The organism is Brevibacillus sp. RS1.1 (assembly GCF_013284365.1).
In the GTDB taxonomy this organism is placed as follows: domain Bacteria; phylum Bacillota; class Bacilli; order Brevibacillales; family Brevibacillaceae; genus Brevibacillus; species Brevibacillus brevis_D.
Genome location: NZ_JABSVA010000015.1, coordinates 51,359 through 63,569 on the forward strand (window position 1 = coordinate 51,359; position 12,211 = coordinate 63,569).

11 protein-coding genes are annotated in these 12,211 nt (G+C 46.9%); 1 reads left to right on the forward strand and 10 read right to left on the reverse strand.

The window, feature by feature from the left end; all coding sequences use genetic code 11:
• Positions 1 to 8: 8 nt before the first annotated feature.
• The gene (locus HP570_RS27240) at positions 9 to 1,097 is read right to left on the reverse strand and encodes a PIN/TRAM domain-containing protein (RefSeq protein ID WP_012683961.1); all 1,089 of its coding nucleotides are present in this window, start codon (positions 1,095 to 1,097) and stop codon (positions 9 to 11) included.
• A gap of 286 nt (positions 1,098 to 1,383) precedes the next feature.
• On the opposite strand from HP570_RS27240, the gene HP570_RS27245 reads away from it, so the two are divergent.
• Complete coding sequence (locus HP570_RS27245) at positions 1,384 to 1,779, forward strand: nucleoside triphosphate pyrophosphohydrolase family protein (RefSeq protein WP_173627753.1); 396 nt, start codon at positions 1,384 to 1,386, stop codon at positions 1,777 to 1,779.
• 95 nt (positions 1,780 to 1,874) lie between these two features.
• Here HP570_RS27245 and pssA read toward each other — a convergent pair whose 3' ends face one another.
• The 9 genes from pssA to HP570_RS27290 all read right to left on the reverse strand — a co-directional run bounded on the left by pssA (position 1,875) and on the right by HP570_RS27290 (position 11,912).
• A complete protein-coding gene (pssA, locus tag HP570_RS27250) occupies positions 1,875 to 2,603 on the reverse strand; it encodes a CDP-diacylglycerol--serine O-phosphatidyltransferase (protein WP_016742861.1) in 729 nt (242 codons plus the stop codon).
• Positions 2,604 to 2,717: 114 nt separating this feature from the next.
• Positions 2,718 to 3,794: a DNA integrity scanning diadenylate cyclase DisA gene (gene disA, locus HP570_RS27255; RefSeq protein ID WP_012683959.1), complete on the reverse strand. Its 1,077-nt coding sequence runs from the start codon at positions 3,792 to 3,794 to the stop codon at positions 2,718 to 2,720.
• Positions 3,795 to 3,802: 8 nt separating this feature from the next.
• Positions 3,803 to 5,170, reverse strand: coding sequence for a DNA repair protein RadA (gene radA, locus HP570_RS27260; RefSeq protein ID WP_012683958.1), 1,368 nt, complete (start codon positions 5,168 to 5,170; stop codon positions 3,803 to 3,805).
• Between the two features lie 106 nt (positions 5,171 to 5,276).
• Positions 5,277 to 7,727: an ATP-dependent Clp protease ATP-binding subunit gene (locus tag HP570_RS27265; protein ID WP_041749199.1), complete on the reverse strand. Its 2,451-nt coding sequence runs from the start codon at positions 7,725 to 7,727 to the stop codon at positions 5,277 to 5,279.
• 66 nt (positions 7,728 to 7,793) lie between these two features.
• The gene (gene mcsB / locus HP570_RS27270) at positions 7,794 to 8,867 is read right to left on the reverse strand and encodes a protein-arginine kinase McsB (protein ID WP_012683956.1); all 1,074 of its coding nucleotides are present in this window, start codon (positions 8,865 to 8,867) and stop codon (positions 7,794 to 7,796) included.
• 19 nt (positions 8,868 to 8,886) lie between these two features.
• On the reverse strand, positions 8,887 to 9,405 hold the full coding sequence (gene mcsA, locus HP570_RS27275; RefSeq protein WP_012683955.1) for a protein-arginine kinase activator protein McsA: 519 nt from the start codon (positions 9,403 to 9,405) through the stop codon (positions 8,887 to 8,889).
• A gap of 16 nt (positions 9,406 to 9,421) precedes the next feature.
• Positions 9,422 to 9,886, reverse strand: coding sequence for a CtsR family transcriptional regulator (locus tag HP570_RS27280; RefSeq protein ID WP_064202944.1), 465 nt, complete (start codon positions 9,884 to 9,886; stop codon positions 9,422 to 9,424).
• A gap of 188 nt (positions 9,887 to 10,074) precedes the next feature.
• Positions 10,075 to 10,761, reverse strand: coding sequence for an HAD hydrolase-like protein (locus HP570_RS27285; RefSeq protein WP_173606578.1), 687 nt, complete (start codon positions 10,759 to 10,761; stop codon positions 10,075 to 10,077).
• A 29-nt stretch (positions 10,762 to 10,790) separates the two neighbouring features.
• Positions 10,791 to 11,912 (reverse strand): MGDG synthase family glycosyltransferase, encoded by a 1,122-nt coding sequence (locus HP570_RS27290; RefSeq protein WP_173627754.1) that lies wholly within the window; start codon positions 11,910 to 11,912, stop codon positions 10,791 to 10,793.
• Positions 11,913 to 12,211: the final 299 nt, after the last annotated feature.

Sequence of the window (12,211 nt, forward strand, 5' to 3'; positions counted from 1 at the left end):
TGTCTTTTCTATAACGCTCGTTCCAGCAACTTTGGTTTGGCGAAGATCATTCGTCCTGCTGAAGTTTGTAGCACACTCGTTACGAGAACATCGACGTCGTTTCCGATGTATTCTCGTCCGCCCTCTACAACAATCATCGTGCCATCGTCCAGGTAAGCGACACCCTGACCGTGCTCTTTCCCATCCTTGATGACTTGGACGTTCATCTCTTCTCCAGGTAAAACTACGGGCTTGACTGCATTCGCTAAATCATTGATGTTCAATACCGCAACACCTTGCAGCTCACATACCTTGTTCAGGTTGAAGTCGTTTGTTACGACCTTTCCGTTAATGAGCTTTGCGAGCTTGATCAGCTTGCTGTCCACCTCGGATACTTCTTCAAAATCGCCTTCCCAAATCTGAACCTTTACCTTCATTTCTTTTTGAATCTTGTTCAAGATATCCAGACCCCGACGACCGCGGTTTCTCTTCAGTACATCGGAGGAATCGGCGATATGCTGCAACTCCTCTAACACAAATCCCGGAATGACCAGAACCCCTTCCAGAAAGCCGGTACGGCAAATATCTGCGATGCGTCCGTCAATAATGACACTGGTATCGAGGATTTTATTTTCCAGGTTAACGGTAGTTGTTGCGCTATCCTTTTTCTTATCCTTACGTCCAATCGAAAATACCGACATAATCTCGTCCCGCTTGCGAAACCCTACCTGGAAGCCCAAATAACCGAGCAACCCGGAAACAATTAACGGCAAAAGATCTCCTACAAATGGAATCGGAATTTTACTGATGGGCAGGAATAATAAGAATGCAACAATAAGACCACTAATCAACCCCATCGCTCCGAACATCACATCGACAACCGGCATTTTGACGAGTGTCTCTTCACCCCATCGAACGATGCGCAGAACATAATCCACAACCCAATTCGCTAAAAAGAAAAACAAGATGGCACCTAGTACAGCCCCAATATATTGCGATCCGGCTACTACACCAAAGTTTAACAGTGGGTCGAGCAACGAGAACAATTCGTCACCAAATCGATACCCCAATCCGGCACCAATCAAAACAAAAATGAATTTTCCTACTCGGCGTAACATGCCTTCACCTCCTTTTACTAATATAGACAGAAGCCCAAGAGTAAAAACCTATTTTTTTCCAAATCATTATAATGCTTCATCTTACTTTCCCTCACTATAGCAAAAAAGATTTTGCCATGTCAAATAGCCAAAAATTTTAACATAGTTGTCATTTTCTCGTCAACCCGGGAACACTAGTTTCCTTCGATGTTAAATTGACAGGGAGCTGACTCCCTTCTTATAATGTCAGTATCGTAATGAGAGAAAATTATGACGATACCAACAGCCTAAAGCAGAGGTGAACCAGATGGACAATCGAAGCATAGACGACTTTCAAACGCAAGTATCCGAGCTTTTGATCAGACATCGTAGCGTACTGGACGTCATGTCCAAAGTTCAGGAAACGGCATCCCGCATTAACCGTTCACTGACAAAAGCCATCACCGAATGCGGCTGTGTCGAAGTGGTTGCCAAAAAACAGACATACGATTCAAACAAGAACCTGGAGGACAACAAGTCCCATTTGGACACCCACTTTAACGGACCGCTGTGCGAGCATTGTCGCGATGTAGTTACTGCTGAGCTTGGCAAGAACCTCTTTTACCTCACTGCCTTGTGCAATATTACTGACATTAAGCTAGAAGATGTCCTTCAGAAGGAATCCAACCGATTAAATACTTTGGGTGTCTTCAATCTGTCTTAAAAGTCCGCTACTCGTATTACGAATGAACCCTAAAAAAAGTTGCATACAAAAAAGAAAAACCCGCACATTGAAGTGTGGGTTTTTTTATGCCAAAACTATTCAAACGGAACGGATTCTTCCTCTTTGTTTTTACGCTTACGTAATTTTTTGACGAGAAAGTCAACGTTTTTTTTTATTCCGTACAGTGCATAAAAAGCAAGTGGCAAGAAGACAATTTTTGGAAACTGCTGCGGATACTTAATCGCTACAATAACCACAATCGCGATGATAATGGGTGTGATCCAGTAAGCAGACTTTGGAATCCCCACTTTTTTAAAGTTAGGATACTTGACCTTTGATACCATCAAAAAGGCAAGCAGCAACATACTTACGGCAAGCAATACCGGAGTGAATACTTGGTGATAGAGTGCGAGCGTAGCCAGTACGCCCCCCGCTGCCGTAATCGGCAAACCGATGAAATACCCCGGAACCCCGGCCTGTACGTTAAAACGCGCCAAACGAAGCGCACCACAGATCGGAAAAATGGCTGTAATGAGAATCCCAAGCAAATCAAAGTGTTGCAAGACGACAACATACATAATGAACGCCGGCGCAATCCCAAAAGTAATAACGTCAGAAAGGGAATCCAATTCCTTCCCGAACTCACTTTGGGCGTTCAACATACGAGCTACACGTCCATCCAGCCCGTCTGCCAGCATACCAATGATCACTGTGATCGCTGCATATTCGACGTATTGATCGCCTCGAAACGCAAGAATAATTGCTAAAACTCCCAGAAACAAGTTGCTTACGGTTAGTATGTTCGGTAACGATTTCACGAACATAGACTACCTCCTGATTTCTTTTGCGTAAGGAGCAGGTTATCCTGTTGACCTTGTTATTATCCAAGTCCCTTAGGCAAATGCTGAATACAAATAATGCCTTTATCCTATTCTACTTTAAATGTGCCTGTCAATGAACACTTGTTCTTGAATCCGTTTCAATCCCTCTTTAATCGCTCTCGCTCGAACCTCACCAATGCCTTCCACTTCGTCTAATTCCTGAATCGTTGCCATCATGATTCGTGGCAGATGATGAAAATGCTCTACCAGATTCGAGATGATTGTAACGGGCAGACGCCTGATCTTGTACAGGATCCGATAACCTCTAGGGGAAACGGATTCATCGAGCATACTGGCATTGGAGGAATACCCCAGCGTTCGCAAAAAAGAAGTGAGCTCCAGCATTTCCTCCGAGTTCAATTTTTTCATGTCCCGCAGTACAAGATCAGGTGAATAGGATGGATCTCGGGAATAATCCCGAATAAGCATATGGGCCTCTTCCTCAATGTTTGAAACCAGCTCCTCCAACTGCATACTGACGAGCCTTCCTTCTACCCCTAGCTCACATATGTACTTGGAGACCTCTGTCTTAATACGTAACACCATCTCAATCCGTTGCAAAACCGAGGCAACCTCATGCAAAGTAACGAGCTCCTCAAATTCTAACGCACCGAGATTCGTCAAAGTTTGATCAAGGACGGCCTTGTATTTCTCAAGGGTAGATACAGCTTGATTCGCCTTGGCCAGAATGACGCTGATTTCGCTTAAGACATACCGGAAACTCCCCTGATACAGCGTGATCACATTGCGACGCTGAGAGATAGCAATGACCAGATGATTCGTTTGAATGGCCGTACGTTGTGCTGTACGATGCCGTGTGCCCGTCTCGCTCGTGGGGATTGAGGAGGGTGGGAAGATTTGCGTATTCGCGTACAGGATGCGTTTTGCGTCTTCACTTACTATAATCGCCCCATCCATCTTCGCTAATTCATACAAATGGGCAGGAGAAAAATCACAATTGATGGAAAAACCGCCATCGACAATCGACTTCATCTCCGGACCGCACCCAATAACGATCAAGCCCCCTGTTTTGGCCCGTAAAACATTTTCCAACCCTTCACGAAGCTGTGTGCCGGGTGCCACGAGACGAAGCACATCACCGATTTGCGGAGTTCTTTTGATGTTCCCCTGCATGCCCACTCCTACCTCCTTATCACCTCGTTCAACGCATCGGCGATATTGCTCACACCAATTACTTGAATATCTGCTGGCGCATCCAGCCCGCGGATGTTTTTCTCCGGTATGATGACACGCTTAAAGCCTAATTTATGGGCTTCTCGTACTCGTTGCTCAATACGGGAGACACCGCGCACCTCACCAGTCAAGCCAATTTCTCCGATAACGACATCATGCGGATTGGTAGCGTGGTCACGGAAACTGCTTGCAATGCTTACGGCAATCGCCAAATCAACCGCTGGCTCATCCAATCTGACCCCACCTGCTACGTTTACATAAGCATCCTGATTTTGCAGCATCATGCCCATGCGCTTTTCCAACACTGCCATGATCATCGCCACACGCTGATGATCGACCCCTGTTGCCGTTCTCCGTGGGGTTACAAAGCTGGTCGGGGCAACGAGAGCTTGCAGCTCAACCAAAACGGGACGTGTGCCCTCCATACTGGCTACGACTGTGGAACCCGCAACACCAAATGGACGCTCTGCCAAAAATATCTCGGATGGATTCGCCACTTCCTCCAGACCGCGATCCTTCATCTCGAAAATACCGATTTCGTTTGTCGAACCAAAACGGTTTTTGACGGCACGCAAAATTCGAAACGTATTGTGACGCTCCCCTTCAAAATAGAGAACAGCATCCACCATGTGCTCAAGCATACGCGGACCGGCGATGGAGCCTTCCTTGGTTACGTGACCGACGATGAAGGTACCAATCCCTTTCCCTTTTGCAATCCGCATCAATTGGGCTGTTGCCTCCCGCACTTGTGCGACACTCCCCGCAGCTGATTGGATCGTCGGGTGAAACACGGTCTGGATCGAGTCAATAATCAGAACATCCGGGTCTACTTGATTAATATGCTGTTCGATCAAATCCAAATCATTTTCTGCCAATACAAACATCGGCGGCGTTTGCAAATGGAGTCGATCCGCGCGAATTTTGATTTGTTTTGCCGACTCCTCTCCAGATACATAGAGAACCTTCGCCCCTTGATGAGCCAAGGCAAAAGAAGTCTGCAAAAGCAATGTCGATTTCCCGATTCCAGGGTCTCCCCCAACCAAAATGAGTGAACCCGGAACAAGTCCTCCACCAAGAACACGATTCAATTCTCCGATCGTCGTATCCATGCGTGGGTCTTCTTCACTGGCTACCTGGGTCAGTGGAATAGCAGATTGACGCTGGCCGCCACTCATCCCTTCGTGACGATGTGCAGTTTTTACCGTCACTTCCTCTACCAGGGTGTTCCAACTGCTGCATCCCGGGCATTTCCCCATCCATTTTGGCGATTCATAGCCACATTCTTGACACGCGTATTTCGTTTTATACTTTGACATAATCGCACCCTCACTTGGATTTCTTTCTCTACTTTTATCATAATTACGCACCCAAAAAAAGAATACCTCCCGAATCAGGAGGCATTCTATTACGTTTCAACCCAGCTTATGATTTCGTTTTTTCAAGGCGCTTGACTACCAGCTTGCCTTCTTCCGCTTCGATATTGACGGTATCGCCTTTACTGATTGTGCCCTTGAGCAATTCCTCGGACAAATTATCCTCGATGTGGCGCTGGATAGCTCGACGCAGAGGACGCGCACCGTAGGCCGGATCAAAGCCTTCTTTTGCCAATACTTTCTTGGCTTCTTCGGTCAATTGGAAATCAATGTCCTGCTCTTTCAAACGTTTACGCAGCTCATCTGTCATGAGAGTTACGATTTGCTCGATATGCTCTTGCTCCAAGGAGTGGAACACGATGACTTCGTCGATACGGTTCAAGAACTCAGGACGGAAGCTCTTCTTCAGCTCATCCATGACTTTGTCCTTCATATCCTGATACTTTCTTTCCGAATCGTTGGTCGTGAAGCCGAGCGTTGTATTTTTCTTGATCATGCTGGCTCCGACGTTGGAAGTCATGATGACAACCGTATTGCGGAAGTCGACGGTACGTCCCTTGGAGTCTGTCAGACGACCATCATCCAGAACTTGTAGCAGGATGTTGAATACGTCTGGGTGAGCCTTCTCGATTTCGTCCAGCAAAATGACGGAGTAAGGCTTGCGGCGCACTTTTTCGGTCAGCTGACCGCCCTCGTCAAAGCCTACGTAGCCTGGAGGGGCACCTACCAGACGAGCGGTGGAATGCTTCTCCATGTACTCGGACATATCCACGCGGATCATGGCATCCTCGTCACCGAAAAGCGTCTCTGCCACGGCACGAGCCAATTCAGTTTTACCCACACCGGTAGGCCCCAGGAAGATAAACGAGCCGATTGGGCGTTTTGGGTCTTTCAAACCAGCACGGGCACGGCGGATCGCACGTGAAATGGATTTGACTGCTTCATCTTGACCAATGACACGATCGTGCAAAATCTCTTCCATCTTCAGCAAGCGCTCTGTTTCTTCTTCCTTCAGCTTTAACACAGGAATACCCGTCCAGCTCGCCACTACTTGTGCGATGTCTTCTGGTGTAACCTCCATGTTCAGCTGGCCTTGACGTTCTTTCCAGTCTTTTTTCGTTTTATCCAGTTCTTCACGCAGTTTTTGCTCCTGATCGCGAAGTGCTGCTGCTTCCTCGAACTCTTGTGATTGTACAGCAGCGTCTTTTTCCTTGCGCACCTCTTCCAGACGTCCCTCCAGCTCTTTGAGGTTTGGCGGAACGGTAAAGGATTGCAAGCGGACTTTGGATGCCGCCTCGTCGACCAAGTCGATGGCCTTGTCAGGCAGGAAGCGTTCCGTAATATAGCGGTCAGACAGCTTTACTGCCTGCTCGATTGCTTCATCTGTAATTTTGACACGGTGGTGGGCTTCATAACGATCACGAAGGCCATGTAGGATACGAATGGCATCCTCCGCTGTCGGTTCATCAACCTGAATCGGTTGGAAACGACGCTCCAGTGCCGCGTCTTTTTCGATGTACTTGCGATATTCATCCAGCGTTGTAGCACCTACGCACTGTAGCTCACCACGTGCCAGCGCAGGCTTCAAAATGTTGGAGGCGTCAATTGCCCCTTCTGCTCCACCAGCACCAATCAGCGTGTGCAGCTCATCAATAAACAGGATGATGTTTCCTGCTTGGCGAATTTCGTCCATGATTTTTTTCAGACGATCTTCGAACTCACCGCGATATTTGGTTCCCGCAACAACAGTTCCCATATCGAGGGTCATGACGCGCTTATCACGAAGGGTTTCCGGAATTTCGTTGTTCACGATTTTTTGGGCAAGACCTTCTGCGATAGCTGTTTTCCCGACACCAGGCTCCCCAATTAAAACAGGGTTGTTCTTGGTGCGTCTGCTAAGTACTTGGATCACACGCTCGATTTCTTTTTGGCGACCGATAACCGGGTCCAGACCGCCGTCACGAGCGATTGCAGTCAGATCCCTTGCCAAGCCGTCCAACGTCGGCGTATTCGCCGCTGGATTCCCTCCAGACGGTTGATGAGATGCCATCATTTCCGAGCTGCCCAGCAGCTGGAGTACCTGTTGACGTGCCTTGTTCAGGCTAACGCCCAAATTGTTCATGATTCTCGCAGCAATACCTTCTCCTTCACGGATCAAGCCAAGCAGAATATGTTCAGTCCCCACATAGGTATGACCCAGCTTGCGGGCTTCGTCCATCGACAGTTCAATGACCTTTTTGGCGCGAGGTGTATAGTTTGGTGTGTAATTACTACCGGACTGCTCTGTTCCTCGCCCGATTAACGACTCCACTTCGCTCTGGATTTTATCGAGGCCAAGCCCAAGTGATTGCAGTGCCTTCGCCGCAATTCCTTCGCCTTCTCGAATGAGTCCCAGCAGCACATGCTCTGTCCCAATATCTTTGTGTCCGAGACGAACCGCCTCTTCCAGGGCAAGCGCCAGTACTTTTTGTGCGCGTTCTGTAAAACGTCCAAACATCATATCGTACACCTCCGTATAACCGTGTTTTTTCTCTGTATGGTTAACAATTGCGTGATACCATTACGATTACTCTTGTGATTCTACTACGCGTAGACGTTCGCGGATCAGCCTTGCCCTTCTTTCGTCGCGTTGGTCCGGAGTGAGCTTTTGACCAGCGTGGTGTTGTAAAAAACCTGGCTGTGTCGTGACCAACAGTTCGTTTAAGACGAGCGGAGATACATTAGGAATGATGCCTAGATCAATCCCCAGACGTACATCTGACAGACGCTGAGCCGCTTCCTTGGACTCTACCGTGCGGGCATACATCAAGATGCCATACGACCGAAAAATCCGATCCTCCAAAGAAACCCGGGTGTGCTCCAGCAAGTAAGTGCGTGCCACACGCTCTTGCTCAATAATCTGTCTGGCCACACCGTAGAGATTGGAAAGGATATCCGACTCAGACATCCCCAGTGTGACCTGATTGGATAACTGAAAAAGATTCCCTAGAGCTTCGCTGCCCTCTCCGTAAATTCCTCTAACGACCAGACCAACTTGATTAATCGCCTGTAAAATTCTGCTGATCTGCTGCGTCATCACCAGAGCGGGCAGGTGCAGCATCACGGATGCACGAATTCCCGTACCCACATTGGTTGGGCAGCTTGTAAGATATCCTCGAGTTTCGTCGAACGCGTAGTTCAAGCTTTTCTCAAAAATGTCGTCTATCTTCGTACCTATTTCCCATGCCTCGTTCAAACGAAACCCGGGTAATAGTACCTGTATTCGAATGTGGTCTTCTTCATTAACCATAATGCTGACAGACTCATCTTCCCGAAGCAATACGGCACCTTTACGGGATTCCTCTGCCAAATGAGGGCTAATCAGATGCTTTTCTACGAGCACCCGTTTTTCTAACGGGTTAATTTGATCCATATGGATGACCTGAAGCTGATGCCGTTTGCGCATTGCCTCCGAATCGCTTACTTCCGTTACCTTTCTGACGACTTCCTCGGCCTGCGAGTCCGTTGCCAATAACGGAAAGGGGTGCTGGCGCAGGTTACGGGCGATACGCAGCCGTGTACTAATGACAATGTCGGAATCAGGACCTTCTCCTTTCATCCAATTGCTCCACGGGTTTTGCATAAACTGCTTTTGGGACATAACCAGCTAACCTCCCTTGCTACGATTGGGCCATTTTTTGTTCCAATGCTCGAATTCGATCACGCATTTCTGCTGCCTTCTCGAACTCTTCACTGGCGACATGACTTTGCAGCGCTTGCTTTAGTTGCTCCAGCTCTTTACGGATCTTCAGTTTGCCACCGGTACGCTCTGGTACTTTTCCACTATGCTGTGTGTTTCCATGAATCCGGCGGAAAAGTGGGTCCAGTCGATCCCCCAAAAAGGTGTAGCAATCACTACAGCCAAATCGGCCGCTTTTACTAAATTGAGCATATGTGAGTCCACATGTTTCGCATTGAAGCGGCTTATTCGTTGCCGTTTCGCGTCCATTCTTTTGCATGGGATCAAATTTTAAAAGTCCTGACAGGAGATTGTTGATGCTGAAGTTGTGAAAGCCGGTAAAGACGTCCCCTTTTTCATGAGCACATTGCTCGCAAATATGGTATTCGGTTTTTTCGCCATTGACGATTTTCGTCAAATGAAGTGTCGCCGGTCGTTTTCCGCATTCCTCACAGTTCATAACATCATACCTCCTTTTACTTCAACAAGATTGCCGCGATCATCTGCTTTAAAATATTTGCCCGCAAACGATCCCGCAATTCAGCTTCTAGAGTCAAAACGTTTCGCGAGGTAGCGATTTTCATCAAGGTGGCTTCTCTAATGTTGACTAACCCTTCCTCTAATAGTCTTTCTACGATCGCATTTCCCACACTCTGACTGATGCTCTCTCCAATCAGTTCTTCTGTTAGCAATTCCTGCAAGCGTGCTTTGCTGACAATCTGCACCTTGCGTATGCGAATATACCCGCCGCCCCCGCGCTTACTCTCTACGAGGTATCCTTTTTGAACGGTAAAGCGCGTATTGATGACGTAATTGATCTGAGACGGCACACATTGAAAATGGTCGGCAAGCTCACTACGCTGAATCTCGATCGATCCATTGGGACTGTTAGTAAGGATGCTTTTCAAGTGATGTTCAATGATGTCCGAGATGTTTCGCAAGTCATCGCCTCCTATTCCTATGTGTATGTTCTTATGAGGTTACCTATTGACTTTGACTATCTTTGACGTTAATTATAATGGGTTTAGTGCGTGCCCGCAAGTGTCCCTTACACATTCTAGTGTGGGCAAAAGAGGGTCGCTTGAAACTTGGACATGATCAACAAAAAAACCACTCCCTGAGGAATGGTTTATGCTTGTTCTTGCTTATTGGTGTCGATTGCTGGCAAATGATTCAGTAGCTGAGAGAAGCTGGTGATAATAACATCTGCCCCATCAAGCTCGCCTGGTTTCGCAAAACCAAAGTCGCATCCAATGGTAAATAAACCGTTTGTCTTGCCTGCTTCCACGTCGGAGTGACGATCTCCTACCATGATGGCCTGCCCAATTTTGTAATCAGACAACAATTTTGCAACCAGGTCATTTTTGGAATGCGTGCGGAAACGACCAGCCGAGTACAGGTCTGTCATCAACGGCTTTAACTCGTATGCCTGACAAATGGCATCGATGTACTCTTCCTGCCCATTGCTTGCTACAAATAAAGCAAATCCTTTTTCATGCAGCTTTTCTAAGGTTGATTTTACATCCGGATATAGCTCGGTCACTCGTTCTTTGAGTAACTGGATTTCGTTGTCTAGCAAGAAAGCATCTGCTGACCGAATGGCTTCTTCACTCGCACCCGGCAGTAATTTATCCCAGATCTGCTCGATCGTCATTCCCAGTACATTGATCAGTTCACGTTCGTCAGGGGTTTCCCCTTGCCATAGCCCTTTTTGACGAAGCTGGTCAAACGTTCGAATAAAAGCGGGGGTCGACAGCTTTTCTGTTTGCAGTAACGTGCCATCCATATCAAATAATATCGCGAATGGTACAGTCATGGGTTCCTCCATTTTGTCTGGCTAGGCAGCTATTCTACTTTTCCTGGCAACATATTCATATCATCCATGATAAACTCAGTAATTCGTTGTGCAGCATCTGGCTTCGAGATTTTTTGTCCCATTCTACGCATATATTCCACCTTGGACGGGCTATGCAATAGTTCATCGATAAAGTAAATCAACTGCTCGGATAGATTCGCGTGTACCGCACATCCATTATTGAGCAAAAAGTGGCTATTCCTCTCTTCCTGTCCAGGCAGAGGGTTGTAAACAATCATGGGTACCCGTTTACTCATTACTTCAGCTGATGTAAGTCCGCCTGATTTGGTGACAATTAAATCAGCCGTTTCCAGGTATTCGTGAAAGTTATTGATGAATTTTAGCGGAACGACTTCATGCCGATACGTACGATTTGTCACCTTATTGTATAGCTTGTCGTTTGTCCCTGTTAACACAAAGGTTTTCAGGGGAATGTTAATCTCTTCTAGCCCATCTAATACCTTTTCCATCGAGCCGAGACCCAATCCGCCCCCCGAAAGAATAATGCTCTTTTGTTCAGGAGCGAGACCAAGCTTTTGACGAATCAATTCGGGTTCCAATGGCAAGCTGAATTTCTTCATGATAGGAATGCCCATCGGAATGAATTTTTGATGATCCTGTCGATAAACGTCTAACAGGTAATACAGCTGTTCATGACCGATGAAGTAATAATTGATATGGTGATTAATCCATGAAGGATGGATGGTATAGTCCGTAATGATCGTATAGATTGGTTCCTTCCAATCATTTCTTCCCTTCAGTACGGAGAGCATACAGCTTGCAAACGGATGCGTAGCAATAAAGGCATCAGGCTGTACACTGTTGATCAGCTTTTTCAGTTTATTTGCCAATAACTTATTCATCAGCACATTCATATCGAAGAAACGGGTTTTTTCTGTATTATGATAAATTCTGCCCCACATCTTGGGTGACAACCTCAACAGATTCATATAGCTTTCCAGCAAAATCTTGTGAAAGGTGGGGCTAATATACTCCAACGTATCGATGATCATTGATGTGCAACCACTCTCAGCCAAGCTTTCTTGCATGGCCCGCGCTGCCTGGTTGTGTCCGTTACCGATGGAAGCGGAAAAGATTAGAATTTTTTTCATGAACGATTCTCCTTCATAACCTCGCCTACTCCAACGCCTGGATCAGGTACCTTCTCATGTTAGTCTACCCCAAGACCCGTCTGCAAGAGGGAACTTGTCGGTCATTCGGCCTAACTTATCGACAAAATAATCGCGAGTTTGACTTCTTTCTGCAAGATACGTTAAAACAAAAAACCTCCTTACCCATTCTGGGGTAAAGAGGTTGGTTTCATTCCCTGAAAACTGAATACGCATGATTGCTAAGAGGGTGTGGATAAGTCCTCGACCGATTAGTATTCGTCAGCTCCACGCGTTACCGC

What these genes read in the sequence shown, in the direction of transcription:
- mcsA (WP_012683955.1), bottom strand. Translation starts at nt 9,405, where the DNA reads ATGAACTGTGAGGAATGCGGAAAACGACCGGCGACACTTCATTTGACG.
- HP570_RS27245 (WP_173627753.1), top strand. Translation starts at nt 1,384, where the DNA reads ATGGACAATCGAAGCATAGACGACTTTCAAACGCAAGTATCCGAGCTT.
- radA (WP_012683958.1), bottom strand. Translation starts at nt 5,170, where the DNA reads ATGTCAAAGTATAAAACGAAATACGCGTGTCAAGAATGTGGCTATGAA.
- HP570_RS27285 (WP_173606578.1), bottom strand. Translation starts at nt 10,761, where the DNA reads ATGACTGTACCATTCGCGATATTATTTGATATGGATGGCACGTTACTG.
- mcsB (WP_012683956.1), bottom strand. Translation starts at nt 8,867, where the DNA reads ATGTCCCAAAAGCAGTTTATGCAAAACCCGTGGAGCAATTGGATGAAA.
- HP570_RS27265 (WP_041749199.1), bottom strand. Translation starts at nt 7,727, where the DNA reads ATGATGTTTGGACGTTTTACAGAACGCGCACAAAAAGTACTGGCGCTT.
- HP570_RS27240 (WP_012683961.1), bottom strand. Translation starts at nt 1,097, where the DNA reads ATGTTACGCCGAGTAGGAAAATTCATTTTTGTTTTGATTGGTGCCGGA.
- pssA (WP_016742861.1), bottom strand. Translation starts at nt 2,603, where the DNA reads ATGTTCGTGAAATCGTTACCGAACATACTAACCGTAAGCAACTTGTTT.
- HP570_RS27290 (WP_173627754.1), bottom strand. Translation starts at nt 11,912, where the DNA reads ATGAAAAAAATTCTAATCTTTTCCGCTTCCATCGGTAACGGACACAAC.
- disA (WP_012683959.1), bottom strand. Translation starts at nt 3,794, where the DNA reads ATGCAGGGGAACATCAAAAGAACTCCGCAAATCGGTGATGTGCTTCGT.